The 14,133-nt window shown below is 44.5% G+C and carries 13 protein-coding genes and 1 tRNA gene; 4 read left to right on the top strand and 10 right to left on the bottom strand.

Translation table 11 applies throughout. The annotated features are described in order from the left end of the window. Positions 1-159 precede the first annotated feature (159 nt). A complete protein-coding gene (locus ACSYSR_RS01825) occupies positions 160-1,347 on the top strand; it encodes a PLP-dependent transferase (RefSeq protein ID WP_489816289.1) in 1,188 nt (395 codons plus the stop codon). Then, on the top strand, positions 1,340-2,500 hold the full coding sequence (locus ACSYSR_RS01820; RefSeq protein WP_489816290.1) for an aminotransferase class V-fold PLP-dependent enzyme: 1,161 nt from the start codon (positions 1,340-1,342) through the stop codon (positions 2,498-2,500). The genes ACSYSR_RS01825 and ACSYSR_RS01820 overlap by 8 nt, the downstream gene beginning before the upstream one ends. Positions 2,501-3,086: 586 nt before the next feature. Here ACSYSR_RS01820 and ACSYSR_RS01815 read toward each other — a convergent pair. From ACSYSR_RS01815 to ACSYSR_RS01800, 4 genes are all read right to left on the bottom strand, one after another. Continuing rightward, positions 3,087-4,145 (bottom strand): ABC transporter permease, encoded by a 1,059-nt coding sequence (locus ACSYSR_RS01815; protein ID WP_489816291.1) that lies wholly within the window; start codon positions 4,143-4,145, stop codon positions 3,087-3,089. Positions 4,146-4,296: 151 nt separating this feature from the next. Next, positions 4,297-4,872 (bottom strand): TetR/AcrR family transcriptional regulator, encoded by a 576-nt coding sequence (locus tag ACSYSR_RS01810; RefSeq protein ID WP_252774293.1) that lies wholly within the window; start codon positions 4,870-4,872, stop codon positions 4,297-4,299. 5 nt (positions 4,873-4,877) lie between these two features. Further along, entirely contained in the window at positions 4,878-5,381 is a 504-nt protein-coding gene (locus ACSYSR_RS01805; RefSeq protein WP_489816534.1) for a GNAT family N-acetyltransferase, read from the bottom strand. 116 nt (positions 5,382-5,497) lie between these two features. Further along, positions 5,498-5,569 (bottom strand) — tRNA-Gln (locus ACSYSR_RS01800). A 237-nt stretch (positions 5,570-5,806) separates the two neighbouring features. Here ACSYSR_RS01800 and ACSYSR_RS01795 point away from each other — a divergent pair. Continuing rightward, positions 5,807-6,505, top strand: a complete 699-nt coding sequence (locus tag ACSYSR_RS01795) for a GntR family transcriptional regulator (RefSeq protein ID WP_047974267.1) — start codon at positions 5,807-5,809, stop codon at positions 6,503-6,505. Positions 6,506-6,573: 68 nt separating this feature from the next. Here ACSYSR_RS01795 and ACSYSR_RS01790 read toward each other — a convergent pair whose 3' ends face one another. From ACSYSR_RS01790 to ACSYSR_RS01770, 5 genes are read right to left on the bottom strand one after another with little or no spacing between them, the layout of a single operon-like run. Beyond that, positions 6,574-7,269: a methionine ABC transporter permease gene (locus ACSYSR_RS01790; RefSeq protein ID WP_489816292.1), complete on the bottom strand. Its 696-nt coding sequence runs from the start codon at positions 7,267-7,269 to the stop codon at positions 6,574-6,576. After that, positions 7,266-8,348: a methionine ABC transporter ATP-binding protein gene (locus ACSYSR_RS01785; protein ID WP_489816293.1), complete on the bottom strand. Its 1,083-nt coding sequence runs from the start codon at positions 8,346-8,348 to the stop codon at positions 7,266-7,268. The genes ACSYSR_RS01790 and ACSYSR_RS01785 overlap by 4 nt, the downstream gene beginning before the upstream one ends. Before the next feature lie 42 nt (positions 8,349-8,390). After that, positions 8,391-9,728, bottom strand: a complete 1,338-nt coding sequence (locus ACSYSR_RS01780; RefSeq protein WP_252774290.1) for a M20/M25/M40 family metallo-hydrolase — start codon at positions 9,726-9,728, stop codon at positions 8,391-8,393. A 60-nt stretch (positions 9,729-9,788) separates the two neighbouring features. Continuing rightward, positions 9,789-10,628, bottom strand: a complete 840-nt coding sequence (locus tag ACSYSR_RS01775; protein ID WP_489816294.1) for a MetQ/NlpA family ABC transporter substrate-binding protein — start codon at positions 10,626-10,628, stop codon at positions 9,789-9,791. Positions 10,629-10,664: 36 nt separating this feature from the next. Beyond that, the gene (locus ACSYSR_RS01770) at positions 10,665-11,504 is read right to left on the bottom strand and encodes a MetQ/NlpA family ABC transporter substrate-binding protein (protein WP_489816295.1); all 840 of its coding nucleotides are present in this window, start codon (positions 11,502-11,504) and stop codon (positions 10,665-10,667) included. Positions 11,505-12,082: 578 nt separating this feature from the next. On the opposite strand from ACSYSR_RS01770, the gene ACSYSR_RS01765 reads away from it, so the two are divergent. Continuing rightward, positions 12,083-12,571 (top strand): adenylyl-sulfate kinase, encoded by a 489-nt coding sequence (locus ACSYSR_RS01765; protein WP_252774287.1) that lies wholly within the window; start codon positions 12,083-12,085, stop codon positions 12,569-12,571. 49 nt (positions 12,572-12,620) lie between these two features. On the opposite strand, the gene ACSYSR_RS01760 is transcribed toward ACSYSR_RS01765, so the two are convergent. Beyond that, on the bottom strand, positions 12,621-14,042 hold the full coding sequence (locus tag ACSYSR_RS01760) for a cryptochrome/photolyase family protein (protein WP_489816296.1): 1,422 nt from the start codon (positions 14,040-14,042) through the stop codon (positions 12,621-12,623). Positions 14,043-14,133 lie beyond the last annotated feature (91 nt).

The following is a 14,133-nucleotide window of genomic DNA, read 5'->3' as shown; positions in this document are numbered from 1 at the left end:
CTTGCTATGGTTTTAAGGGTGTACCTGGCAAATGAAAGTTCGACTGCGCTTAGATGGTTGTGCGTGCACGGTTGGTATCAACCAAAACTTCACGAGGGCGAAGAGTTTGGAAAAAATTTGTTCGTATTAAATAATTGGCATAAAGAAAGGTAAAAATTAATGGCAATTGACTGTTCTTGGCAAAAAAAGATTGAAACGATTTTGGCCCAAGCGGGTAACCGAGTTGATCATGTAACGGGTTCGATTTCGATGCCCCTGTATTTTTCGACCGCATACCGGCACGAGGGTCTGGGTAAGTCGACGGGCTATGACTATTCCAGGATGACGGAACCCACCAGAGACGTCTTAGAGAATGTCTTAGCTCAGCTGGAAAATGGGGCGAAGGCCTATGCCGTTTCCTCTGGAATGGCAGCCATTCAACTAGTCTTTAGCCAGTTTAAAAGTGATGACCACATTATTGTTTCTGACGATTTGTATGGCGGTTCCTTCCGTTTCTTTGATCTTTTAGCAAAACAATACCACCTGCGCTTCAGCAAGTGGGATGGTCAAGATTATCAAGAACTTGACCGACTTTTGGCAAATGATGGTCAGGCTGTTTGGATTGAGACCCCTTCAAATCCAACCATGAAGGTCATTGATATCAAAAAAGTGGCCGACCATGCTCATGCCGTTTCGGCTCAATTGCTCGTGGACAACACATTTTACACACCCTTGATTCAACAGCCTCTGAATCAAGGGGCGGATATCGTAGTTCATTCTGCCACGAAGTATTTGTCAGGGCATAACGATTTGTTGGCCGGTGTAGTGGTTTGTAAAACTGAAGAAACAGCTGCAGTCATTGGTCAAAACCTAATCACGACTGGCCCTAATTTGGCCCCCTTTGATTCCTGGTTGCTCTTACGGAGCCTCAAAACGCTGCCTTTGCGCCTGGCTAAGCAGGAAGACAACGCTCAGGCCTTGGTGGCAGACTTTAACCAAAGTAAATTGATTGACGAAGTGCGCTATCCTGGCCGCGGGGGCATGGTCAGCATTTATGTGAATCAATCAGTCGATATTGACCGTTTCTTGGGCGCCTTAAAGGTGGTTTCCTTTGCTGAAAGTCTGGGTGGAACGGAGACCTTGGTAACCGTTCCGGCCGTGCAAACCCATGCCGACATGACAGCAGCTGAACGTGAAAAAACAGGGATTACAGAAAACTTGTTGCGAGTATCCTGTGGAATTGAGGCCAGTGAGGACCTGATTTTAGACTTCCATCAGGCTCTAGTAAGGGCGACAGAGACTGCTGTCAAAGAGGAAGAACCAGTGGTGGACGCATCAGGCGCAGAAAAGGAGTTAATTCATGACTAAGGATGCATTTTCTGATTGGACGAAGGTCATTAAAACGACGACCAAACCTGATAAGGAAAGCGGAGCGATTAACCCAGCAATCCATTTGTCATCGACATTCGAGCAACGTGACTTTGATCATTTTGGTCACTGGGATTATGCCCGGTCAGGCAACCCAACGCGCGATGTTCTCGAGGAAAGTATTGCTGAATTGGAGCATGGCAAGCGGGGCTTTGCTTTTGCAACGGGGATGGCAGCCATTTCAACGGCCTTGTTGACGCTGAACCAGGGCGATCACGTGATTTTGACCAAGAATGTTTATGGTGGAACCTTTCGTTTGGTCACGGAAGTTTTGACCAAGTATGGGATTTCTTTTACTTTTGTGGACTTAGGAAACCCATCTGATTTGGAAGAGGCTTTTCAGGATAATACTAAGGTGGTTTACGTGGAAACGCCTTCAAATCCAACCCTGCAGGTCACGGATATTCGCTTAGTAGCACAAATTGCCCACGACCACGGGGCCTTGGTTTTTGCCGATAATACCTTTATGACCCCGGTCTTGCAAAAGCCATTAGACCTTGGTGCCGATTTGGTCGTCCATAGTGCTACAAAGTTCTTAGCCGGCCATAGCGATATTCTGGCAGGTTTGGTTGTTACCAAGGATGAAGAACTGGGCAAACAAATCTACTTCCTCCAAAATGCCATGGGTGCGACGCTGGGAGTGTTTGATTCCTGGCTCTTGATGCGCGGCATTAAGACTTTGGCGGCCCGAATCGACAAGGAGTCGCAAAACGCCCTGGAACTTGCTCGCTGGCTTGAACAACAGCCCCTGGTGACAAGGGTTAATTACCCGGGCTTGGCAGCGGATGCTGGCTATGCAGTTCAAAGGAGTCAGGCCAAATCGGGCGGGGCGGTTTTGTCTTTTGATATTGGTAGCGAAGACAATGTCCGCCAGCTGGTAGCTGCATTAAAGATTCCGATTTTCTCGGTTTCTTTGGGGGCAGTGGAATCAATTATTTCTTATCCACCGAAGATGTCGCATGCCGAAATGAACGTGGACGAGCGCCATCAACGTGGTATTACGGCTGGCTTGGTTCGCTACTCCGTTGGTTTAGAGGACATTAACGATTTGAAGGCTGATTTACACCAGGCCTTTTTAAAAATTGAAGAATGAAAGTAGACAATGAAAAGATGAGTAGCTAATCCGAATTTTTGACAGAGAGCCATGATGCTGAGAAGTGGTAGAAAAATGGTTAGGGAAGATGGTCTTGGAGTTACTGGATGGTCGAGCGCTGTTTGCGTGAGATTGCCACGGTTCACAGCCGTTATCTTGTGTTGCTCCGATGTAATTTGGGGTATTGAGTAAGTCTGGTATTAGCAGACAATTAGGGTGGTACCGTGCCAAAAGGCGCCCCTAGATTGACGTGGTTGTTGATCTAGGGGCGCTTTTTATTGCGGCCAGGAGTAAAGAAAACATCAGGAGAAAAGGATATGACAACAACAATTATTGGTTTCCCAAGGAGTTGATGGCATCCATTTGTACACGATGAATAAGCCAGAAATAGCTGAAAAAATCTGGGCTGCTACAAAGACGATTTTTGCGGCTAATCAACCAAAGGATAGTGGGGCGATTGAGCTTGTCCACTGAATGCTGTTCTGCGCCACTTAATACCAATTTTTTGAAAAAACAGTAAAAAAACCGCTTGCTTGTCTGGCATCAGACATGTAAGCGGTTTTTCAAGCAGAAAAAATATTTTTGATTAGTCAGTCGTTGTTTCAGAAACAATGATTGATGACTTCTTACCGGTGGCGAAGAGAATCAAACCAAGGGCAATATAGCCAAGCAAAACTGTTAATGGCAAGGCAATGGCATTCCCATTGAAGAAGGCGATGTCACGCAAAAGTGATCCGGTTGCTCCAGGTGGCAAGAGTTGTCCGAAAAAGCCCCAGCCCTTTGGCAACATTTCAGGAGCTGATGAGAGCCCTGAAAGTGGGTTTCCAAGCAAGATCAACAGGATGGCGGCAATAATCAAACCGCCATTGCCCATCACTTCCAAAATACCCAAAACAAAGAATGCAGTGGCAGCAATCCCAAGCATGGCACCCAGTGAGGTTAACCAGTAGTTACCAGCGAAAGTACCAATACCGAATTGGATAACACCGACCAGACCAAGGCCACCCACGAAGGCGAAGGCCAAGGCGGCAAAAAACTTTTGCTTCTTACCCTTAATGACGTTAGCAATGGCAACGGCACCAATCCAACCACCAAGGGCAATTGGCAAGGCTCCGGCGGCTAAGCCAGTTCCCTTAGGGTCATCCTTAGGGAAGGCCCGCAATTCAATAACCTTTAAAGTCTTCGCATCGATTGCTGCTGACTTTTGGTTCAAGGCCTTCAACGTGTTGACGTCATTGGCTTGTGCCATCATTGGGGCTAATTGGGCCTTAGCAGCGGCCTTTTGTTGGCTAACAACCCCCTGACCAATCTGGTTCAAGGCTTGCGCAACGGCTGCAGAAGCGGCGGTTGCTTGGTACAAACTCAAGTCACCGGTTGCTGACATTTCGAAGGCACCGTAAATCTTACGTTCCTTGATAGCTGATTTAACGTTTTTTTCGCTGTCATACTGGCTAACTTTAAAGCCCTTATCGGACAGTGGCTTGGCCAACTTTTCGTACGTTGCATCATTTTGAGCAACGACACCAATTGGGACATTATTAATACCTGATTTTACGGCTGGTAATGAGAAGGCGGTCATCATAATTCCCAAGACGATCGTCAAACCAAAAACCAAACTTAAAATCAACTTATTTGATGATTTCATGTGAACTTCCTCGTTTCGTTTACTAATTTTAGTATATTAAATCGTCCAAAGAATAAAACCAACAATCGTTGCTTAAAAGTTGGATAACCTGGTTTTGAACCACTTATCCAACAAAAAACCACCCATTGGTGGGTGGTTTGATTGAAAAAAGTTAGTCTTGGGCATGAATAACTTTGGTTAAAAGTGGTGGGACAACCTTCACTAGGATGGCCGAAAATTCTTCAGTTGATTCCTGAAAATCAGAACGAATCCAGGTAATGATCATATTTGTAGCGGTTCCAGTCAGAATATTGAGGGCATACCGCGACGGAATGGCTAAAACATGACCTTCGGTTGTGCTGAAAAAGGTCTTTTTTGCCTGTTCAACCATTCGGTTTTCAAAGGAATGTTCGGCATGTTTTGAAAGGAGAAGGGCGGCTAAATCTTTTTGCTCATAAATTCTTTGGACTAAAAAATCAGCTCGGTGTTCAAAAATTTCAGCAACATCGAAGTTTTCAAGGTTAAGAGCAGGGAGAGCACCCATGGTTTCTTCTAAGAGATCCATTTGGATTGTTTCCATCAAATCATCCTTGTCTAAGAAATGCGCATAGAAGGTTGAACGGTTAATACCAGCCTGCTGAATGATTTCTTGGACAGAAATTTTATGAAAGTCCTTATGGGCCAAAATTTCTAAAAAGGTGTTACGAATAGCAACATCAGCTTTGGTATAACGGGCATCAGTTTTCATAATGATTATTTTTCTTGATAAAATTCGTTAGCGAAGAGTCCCATCATTAAGGAATCATGGTAACGTCCTTCGGCAAAGTAGTGTTTTTTGAGTCGACCTTCTTCTTGAAAGCCAAATTTTTGATAAATGTGGATGGCAGCTGGATTTTCTACATCAACGTATAGGTAAATCTTGTGAAGGTTTAAGACAGAAAAGGCATATTCAATCCCGGCCTGCAAACCTTTCAGGGCCAAGCCTTGGCCCTGAAATTTAGTGTCAATAATGATTTGAATTTCACAGTGACGGTGAATCGTATTGATATCGATTAATTCAACGACACCAACGAATTGGTTATCGTCTTCAATCACGAAACGCCGTTCGCTTTGATCGAGGACGTGGCGGTCATAGAGGATGGTTAATTCGTCTAAGGAATTAAAGGGTTCTTCAAACCAGAGGGCCATCACGGACCGTGAATTTTTTTGCTGGTAGATATGGGGCAAATCTTGCTTAGCAAGAGGACGGATGTTCACTTTTGTCTCCATTTCGTCTGCTACTAGAAGCCTAGTAAAGAAATTACGCTATACTAACAAGATAACATAAAAGGCGGCCTTACACTAGCAAGACCGCCCTTTTCTAAGTTATCGTATTGCCCCTGCTGGATTCGAACCAGCGCATAATGGCACCAGAAGCCACCGCCTTACCGCTTGGCTAAGGGGCAATTACTTGATATATATTACCCGTTTTTCGTTCATTTTGCAAGGATTTTTAGAATTTTTTCTGGAATTTTTTTTCGATGAATTACAGAAAAATTAGATGGAGCGTCGTGAATCAAAAATTTAGTAAAAAAGAGTGAGTGATTTGAAATATTTGCCTAGACCAATTATAATGAGAAAAGAGATGTTAACAGGGTATCCTAGTTTTCAACCGATAATGACAGTCAGGAGCGGCAATAATTATGGCTATACCACGCTATATTGAGATTCATAATGAGATTCGTCAGCGCATTGCAGCTGGTGAATGGGGGACGAATAAACGTCTTCCGGCTGAACGTGACTTGGCCGAATCCTTTCACGTTTCTCGGATGACTCTCCGTCAGGCGATTCAAACCCTCGTTGACGAAGGTATTTTGGAACGCCGTGTTGGTTCCGGAACTTATGTAGCTGAGAAAAAGGTTTCAGAACGGGCGCTAGGGGTAACTTCTTTTACGGAGTTGATGAAAAAATCAGGCCGGGAAGCCCAGACTGTGACTGTTTCTTATAAGGTGACGACTCCATCCGTTTCGGAATTAGAGCATTTGCAACTCAAACCAGAAGATGAAGTTTTGGTGATGGAGCGCTTGCGTTTGGGCGATGATGAGCCAATCTTGTTGGAACAGACGACCTTACCCGTAAAATTGGTGAATAATTTTACTCGTTCAAGCCTAACAGAGTCGCTCTACGCCACTTTAATCCAGGCCGGTATTCAGCCAGGTCGGGCCGAGCAAACGGTCACAGCGGCATTGGCCACGGAGCGTCAAGCTGATTTCTTGCAAATTAAACGTGGTGATCCAATTTTGGCCGTTCGTCAGGTCTCTTATGATCAAGAAGACCACCCCTTTGAATACGTTCGTTCATACTATGTTGGCGATCGCTTTGAATTCCAGTTGACTCGCTAACTAACCGTGAATCATTTGACAAAAAAGGAGCGCAACACATTGTGTTGCGCTCCTTTTGTACTGATTTTTTATTTGTGGTTATAGCGCTTAGCCAGGTAGTCACCCACGACTTGGACAATCAAGACGAGGACAAGAACCAAGAAAGTGGCCACTAAGGTCGTGTCATTGGCGAAACGGTTGTAACCGTAAGCAATCGCCATGTTTCCAAGACCACCGGCACCGATGGCACCGGCCATGGCTGTTAATCCAATCAAGGAAATCAACGTCACCGTTGACACCCGAATCAACTCGGACCGACCTTCGCGGAGGTAGACGCCAAAGACGATTTCGCTAAAGGAAGCTCCAACGGCCTGGGCAGCTTCGACAATCCCGTCATCAACTTCAGTCAAGGCAACCTGAACCTGCCGGGCGTAGAAGGGGAAGACGCCCAATGACAATGGGACCAAAGCGGCAGTAGAACCAATTTGCGTTCCAACAATGGTTTTTGTAACGGGGGCAATGAAGGCCAAAAGGATAATGAATGGAATTGCTCGGAAAATCGAAACAATCTTATCAAAAATCCAGAAAAGAACCTTGTTGGGGGTAATGCCACGAGGGCTTGTCACAACGAGGCCAAAACCAAAAATTAAGCCCAAGAGACCCCCGAAGATAGCAGACCAGAAGGTCATAAAGATTGTTTGGTTAATCGCTGTTAACCAACCAGTATCACCAGACCAGCCTTGATAAACGACGTTTGGAAATGTTTGTGAAAACCAATTACTCATGCTTGCTTTCCTTTCAAGATATCAACAGTAACGCCTTGGTCTTTTAAGGACTGCAAGCCGGCAGCCAAACCGTCGGCTGAGCCAGAGAGGATGACTAACAGAGAACCAACTTCAGTTCCTTGGAGAATCTCAACGTTACCATACAAGATGTTGGCGACAACTTCATACTTCTGATAAAGGGTGGTAATCAATGGTTCATTTGTACTGTTACCAGAGTAAGTTAGACGGGCAAAAATTTCGTTGTCGTTTAAGGATGTAATGGCATCCGATTCACCAATCGTTGCCAAAGCCTTGTCCTGGTTTGTGGCGGTTTCAATAAATTCTTTCGTTAAGGCGGCCTGTGGCTTGGTAAAGATATCCAAAGTTGAACCTTCTTCCAGGACTTGACCATCTTGCATTACCGCAACCTTGTTGGCAATTTCCTTGACCGCATCCATTTCGTGGGTAATCAAAAGAATGGTCAAGTTGTATTGCTGGTTTAATTTCTTCAAGAGGGCCAAAATTTGGTTGGTTGTCTTTGGATCCAAGGCAGAGGTTGCTTCATCTGAAATCAAAATTTCAGGATCATTGGCTAAGGCACGAGCGATGGCGACACGTTGCTTTTGCCCACCTGAAAGTTGAGCAGGGAACTGGTCAGCTCGATCAGTCAATTCGACTAGTTCAAGCAATTCAGCAACCTTTGCCTTCTTTTCGTCGGCCTTTAATGGGCTGTGCTGCAAGGCGAAGGCAACGTTTTCGGCCACCGTACGCTCGTTGAGTAAGTTAAAGTGTTGAAAAATCATGCCAATCTTGCGGCGACGGTCGCGCAGCTCATTTGCCTTAATTTGGACACCGGTTTTACCAGTACCTTGATTGTCAAAGAATGTTTCGCCATTAACGATGACCCGGCCATTCGTTGGAACCTGGAGCAGGTTAATCACCCGGACCAAAGTGGACTTACCAGCTCCGGAATAACCAACAATTCCGAAGACATCTCCGCGGTTCACGTCAATGGAAACGTTTTTAACCGCCTCAATGGTTCGCTTCTTTTGTTGGAAGGTCACATCAATATTTTTTAAAGAAATAATTGGATTCGTCATTGATAAATTCTGGTGCTTACGCACTTTCCTTTCTGTTTGCTGCTAGTGATTAGCATAACTACCAATGATTAGTTTAACAAATTTTATGTTGTCTTCGTAATCAGTTAGGCGGATGTTTTCATTTGGAGCATGGTCTAAGGCGCCTTGGTAGCCGACCCCCAAAGAAATAATGGGGGCCTTGATAGCATTGTTGACATAGGCCATTGGGCCGGTCCCTGGTGAGGTTGGGGAAACAACGGGTTCACCGGGATAAAAGTCCTTGGCCAAGTCAATGACTTTTTCGATTTCAGGATCCGACATGTCTGACCGGTAGCCTGGTTGACCAAGGGTCTTTGTGACTGTTAAATCAGCGAAGCCCTGGTCGGCCAAAAAGTTTTGAATTTGTTTTAAGGTTTTGTCTGGATCCATACCAGGCACAAGGCGAGCTTCTAATTTAGCGGTTGCTTCCGCTGGTAGAACCGTCTTAACACCCTGGCCTTCGTAGCCAGATGAGATTCCCTCGATATTAATACTTGGTTCGAAGTACAGGGCTTTTTTCCAATCGTCTCCACGCTTGTCGGTCAACAGCGGGGCAGTGATTTGGTGGCCCCTAACAAATTCTTCCTTGGTGCCTGGTAGAGCGGCAACCAAGTCCTTTTCTCGCTGGTTAGGGGCAATGACATCCTCATAGAAGCCAGGAACTTGAATGCGTCCAGTTTTTGGATCAAAGAGGGTCGCCAGTCCTTGACTTAAACGCCAAGCAGCAGAATCCACAACGGTTGCTAACGAGGAATGGAGGTCGCTGTCGGCTGTCTTGGCCGTCACATCGAAAGTTACAATTCCCTTATTCCCACCACCAAGTTCAATTTGTCCCTGGTCGTCTTTATTACCGGACTCCCAGATGATTAAATCAGCTTTTAGTTCTGGGTGCTTAGCTAAGTAATCGTCCAAGTGTTGTGAGGCAGTTTCTTCGGAACCTTCAATTAGGAAGGTAATGTTGACGGGCAATTGGCCATCGTTTTCGTCTAAGTATTCAGCTAAGGCTGTGAAACGGGCCGTGATATTACCTTTATCGTCATCAACACCGCGACCAATCAGATGACCATCTTTTTCAGTTAAAGTCCAAGGGTCTTGGTCCCAAAGATTGAAGGGTTCTGCTGGCTGAACGTCATAGTGGTTATAAATAATGAGGTTCTTTGCATCGGCTTGGTTACTGTGAAAGTGCGCGATGACCAGCGGTGCAAAGTAACTGTCGTCGACTTCAACATGGCCACCAAGCTTTTCCAAAGCTTGCCCCAGAAGGGCAGCCGTTTCGGGTAATTTTTCGTGCTTTGCTGAAACACTGGGGAGGGCAATCAATTCTTTTAAAAAAGTGAGGTATTCTTCTTGACGATTTGACATGAGTAATTTTCCTTTCGTGGTGGTCATTATATGTACGCGGGACAAGCCCGCATGATTGAATTACTTCTTGTAATCCCAAACAGTGATTTCGGCACCGTTGTAGTTCTTCTGAACCAATTCCTTGGTCTTAGCAGTTTGGATAGACTTGACAACGTCCTTGTAAATTTTCTTATCCTTATCGGACTTGTTGGCCGCAACGAAGTTAAAGAACTGCGTTGTGTTCTTGTTCAAACCTTCAACGTAGATAGCAGTGTTGAAGTCGATTCCTGCTGACTTAGCAAAGTTCGTGTTAATCACAGCGCCGGCAAACTTAGGGTCCTTCAATGACGTTGCAGTTTGTGAAGCATCGACTGGGACAATCTTCAAGTTCTTAGGGTTTGAGGTGATATCGTTTGGTGTGGCCTTGTTGGTGTCCTTGACCTTGATCAAACCAGCTTCAGCCAAGAGGTGGATACCCCGGTTTTCGTTCGTCACATCGTTGGCAACGGCGATTTGGCTACCATCAGGGATGTCTTGGATTGACTTATACTTGTCTGAGTATAAACGTAATGGTGTTGTCCAGGTGTCACCGATTGAAACAATGTCCGTTTTGTTAGCTTTATTCCAGTTTTCCAAGAATGGGTAGTTTTGGAAGGCGTTCAAGTCGATGTCGTGGTTACTCAAAGCCTTGTTTGGCTGTGAGTAGTCGGAAAACTTAACTGTCTTCAAAGTAATGCCATACTTATCTTTGGCAGTCTTGGCGGCTTCTGCCCAGATTTGGTCTTCTGATTTGTCACCGTTCATGACCCCAATCTTAACCACTTTGTCACCCTGGCTACCGTGGTTAAAGAAACTGAAGTAACCAATGCCGACAATGGCTGCGGCGGCTACAATTCCAATAATCGTCTTTTTTGCACTCATAATATTTTTCTCTCTTTCCTATATTATCGAATCATTTTAATTAAATTGCTTGTCCCAAGCGGCAACTTCTGATTCACCATACTTTTCCTTGATCAATTGCTTGGTCTTGCTTGTTTGGTAAGCCTTGACAACGTCTTGGTAAATTTTCTTGTTCTTGTTCTTCTTTTGGGCAACGATGATGTTGACCCACTGGTGTGAATCCTTGTTCAAAGGTTCCACGAAGATGGCATCCTGGTACTTTAGGCCAGCTGACTGGGCATAATTACCATTGATGACGGCGCCTTGAACGTCAGGAAGGTTGCGAGCAGTTTGATCGGCGGAAACTTCCTTAATCTTCAAATTCTTTGGATTTGCGGTGATGTCCTTAGTTGTTGCGAGCGTCAATCCTGATTTCAACTCAATTAACCCAGCGTACTTTAAGAGGTAAAGGGCCCGACTTTCGTTTGATGGGTCATTTGGAACGACAATGGTGTCACCATTTTTAAAGTCGCTGACATTCTTGTATGTGTTGGAATATAATCGGATTGGGCTAATGGCGGTTTCACCGATTGAGGTTAATTCGTTGCCGTTCTTTTGGTTATAAGCATCTAAGAAGGCGTAGTGCTGGAAAGAGTTCAAATCAATGTCGCCGTTTTGCAAAGCCTTGTTTGGCTGTGAGTAATCGGAGAACTGCTTGAACTTAATCGTTATACCGTACTTATCCTTAGCCGTTTGGGCAACGCTCTTCCAAATATCATCGTCATCTTTGTTCGCTGACATAATGCCGACTGTCACCGTTTTATTACTACTCGTACCGTGATTGCCGAAGCTTGTATAAGCTAGTGCTGCGACTGCGACAACTGCGATACCAGAAATCAACCAACCTTTTTTTGACATTTTTTGCTATTATCTCCTTTTATTCTGATGTCTTGATTTTAATTTTAGCAACAAAAAAAGCCACTTCTATCTTTAAGATTTAAGACAGAAGCGACTTTCGCGTTACCATTCTGAGTTTTTGCCCAAAGTTACCTCGAGGCTGCTCACTAACCATCGGGCCCCGGGGAATGATCCTAGCCGAATGGTGTGCCCAAGTAACGAGGGCCAATCCGTCAACTACTAACGGTAAACCGAGTCGTAGTTGCCAATCACAGGTCATTTTCAAAAGCTTCCTTACCTTACCTTGCACCAACCGGTAAGTCTCTAGGCTAAGGGTACTTTTTACTTTCCTGATCAACTTGTTTGATATGATGTGTCTATACTACAAGATGTTCGCTTCCTTGTCAACAAAAATGATAAAAATTTTAATAAAAGTGCTAAATTAGCCCTTGTTTAGAACTATTATATTAAAAACATTGCTGATAGTATTAACAAAATGATATTGCAATGGCTCTGCTTTATTCGAAGTGACATGGTATTGGCGTGTGGTCTTTGATTGATATATTAGGAACAATGAGATGGTGATGGAGGTAATATAAATGGGAAAGTTAATTGTGATTCGAGGAAATTCGGGTAGTGGCAAAACGGTCACTGCGAATGCATTACATGAACAACTTGGTGAAAATAATTTATTAATTCCGCAAGACTATGTCCGCCGGACAATGCTAAGAGTGAAAGATGTACCCAAAAATCTATCAATTAATCTAATCAAGGAGATTGCTTTGTTTGGGATTAAAAATTGTCGTTACACAATTATTGAGGGGATTCTCCCAGCTGCGAAATATGGCAAAATGCTGTCCGAACTAATTGAACAGGCTGACCAAAGCTTTATTTATTATTATGATTTGCCATTTGAGGAGACAGTCAAGCGACATCAAGAAAAAAAGAACCCTGGCTTTAATGAGGTTGATTTAGCAAAGTGGTTTTTACCCCATGATTTATTACAGGTTGCAGGTGAAAGGATTATTGCCGTGAGTCTTGACCAAGAAACCGTTGTTCGAAAAATCATAGCTGATTTAGCTCATTAAAGATATGTTAAAAAAGGAAAAGAAACCAACTGACCGGTTCCTTCTCCCTTTATGCATTTAAATTCTTATAGCTAGCGATTGCCCGCTTGCGGGCGAGGGCATGATCGACGATTGGTTTTGGATAATCTTTTCCAAGGATTACTTGGTATTTTTGCTGGTCTGCATCGCTCAGGCGGTCGATGTGGTGGATTTTATCGGCTGGCAAAGCAGCCAGTGCCGGGATGTATTGCTTAATAAATTGAGCATCCGGATCAAATTTTTCGGCCTGGGTGAACGGATTAAAAATGCGAAAATAAGGGACACTGTCCGTGCCGGTTGAAGCAGCCCACTGCCAGCCACCGATGTTGCTAGCAGGATCATAATCGACTAGTTTTTCTTGGAAGTATTGCTCGCCCCATGTCCAATTAATCAGTAAGTCCTTGGTTAAAAAGGAGGCAACAATCATTCGTAAGCGGTTATGAAGCCAACCAGTTTGGTTCAATTGCTGCATAGCCGCATCGATAATTGGAAAGCCGGTTGTGCCGTTTTTCCAGGCTTCAAACTGTGCCTCATCGTTGATCCAGGGGATGTTTTGAAACTTTGTGTTCACAGCCTGGTTCTTTTGGTCAGGGTAAATGGTGTAAATCATATTATAAAAGTCGCGCCAGCAGAGTTCCTTGATAAAGGTCTCTTTGCCTAGACTAGCTGGTTTTCGGCTGACCGCATCGTAAACCGTTCGGATCGAAATTTCACCAGTTCTTAAGTACCGTGACAAATGGCTCGTACCATCGAGGGCTGGAAAGTCTCGGTTCTGGTCGTAGTAGACTAATTTGTGAGAGACGAAGTCCGCTAAAGTGTTGGCAGCTTGTTGCTCACCAAGACTGTCTTGGTAGGCGTAGCTGTGGTTTTGATTGATTAACTTTTTGAGGTCGTCAAGGTGGTCTGTGAAAGGTTCTGCCAGCTGTTTATGACTAATTTCAATGCTGGCTAGAGCCGGCAACGGCTGATCTTTTTTAGAGGTTAGCCATTTTTTATAGTAGGGGGTAAAGATTTGATAGGCGCTTCCGTCTTGCTTTTTGATTGCTGAAGCGCTGGTTAGCGTAAAGTCCAAAAAGGGGTGGGCAACGACACCAAGTTTTTGTGAAAGGTAGCGGATGGTTTGCTGGTCCCTTTTGCGACCGTAACCACGCTCATCGAAATTCAGGTAGATGTCGCCGACTGAAGGGACTTTTGCTTTGATTTCTGTGACAATATCAATCACTGAACCAGTTTGAATTAAGAGGGTGAGATTGTCTTTGGCAAGGGACTCTTTAAAATGTAAGACACTAGCAAAAAAGGCACTTTGGTTGACGCTTGCATCGTTTTGAACTTGCTGTGGGTCAATAATAAAGATCAAGATGACCTGATCGCTATTTTGGATGGCGGCCTGTAATGCCTGGTTGTCGGTGAGCCGCAGGTCCCTGCGAAACCACATGATACTTGTTTTTGTCATTTGTTTTCCTGATTAACGATGGCTTTTGAATGTTCGAGTTGAGAAATGAAAAATTAGCGCTGTTAACGGTGCTTTGATTCTTTCGCTTAAT

This window comes from Fructobacillus sp. ESL1096, assembly GCF_058511985.1.
The sequence above is the reverse complement of the archived record's forward strand: the minus strand, read 5'-3'. Positions and strand labels throughout refer to the sequence as shown.

Bases quoted from the DNA above. Each gene is read 5' to 3' on its own strand.
- ACSYSR_RS01825 (WP_489816289.1), top strand. From the start codon at position 160: ATGGCAATTGACTGTTCTTGGCAAAAAAAGATTGAAACGATTTTGGCC.
- ACSYSR_RS01820 (WP_489816290.1), top strand. From the start codon at position 1,340: ATGACTAAGGATGCATTTTCTGATTGGACGAAGGTCATTAAAACGACG.
- ACSYSR_RS01815 (WP_489816291.1), bottom strand. From the start codon at position 4,145: ATGAAATCATCAAATAAGTTGATTTTAAGTTTGGTTTTTGGTTTGACG.
- ACSYSR_RS01810 (WP_252774293.1), bottom strand. From the start codon at position 4,872: ATGAAAACTGATGCCCGTTATACCAAAGCTGATGTTGCTATTCGTAAC.
- ACSYSR_RS01795 (WP_047974267.1), top strand. From the start codon at position 5,807: ATGGCTATACCACGCTATATTGAGATTCATAATGAGATTCGTCAGCGC.
- ACSYSR_RS01790 (WP_489816292.1), bottom strand. From the start codon at position 7,269: ATGAGTAATTGGTTTTCACAAACATTTCCAAACGTCGTTTATCAAGGC.
- ACSYSR_RS01785 (WP_489816293.1), bottom strand. From the start codon at position 8,348: ATGACGAATCCAATTATTTCTTTAAAAAATATTGATGTGACCTTCCAA.
- ACSYSR_RS01780 (WP_252774290.1), bottom strand. From the start codon at position 9,728: ATGTCAAATCGTCAAGAAGAATACCTCACTTTTTTAAAAGAATTGATT.
- ACSYSR_RS01775 (WP_489816294.1), bottom strand. From the start codon at position 10,628: ATGAGTGCAAAAAAGACGATTATTGGAATTGTAGCCGCCGCAGCCATT.
- ACSYSR_RS01770 (WP_489816295.1), bottom strand. From the start codon at position 11,504: ATGTCAAAAAAAGGTTGGTTGATTTCTGGTATCGCAGTTGTCGCAGTC.
- ACSYSR_RS01765 (WP_252774287.1), top strand. From the start codon at position 12,083: ATGGGAAAGTTAATTGTGATTCGAGGAAATTCGGGTAGTGGCAAAACG.
- ACSYSR_RS01760 (WP_489816296.1), bottom strand. From the start codon at position 14,042: ATGACAAAAACAAGTATCATGTGGTTTCGCAGGGACCTGCGGCTCACC.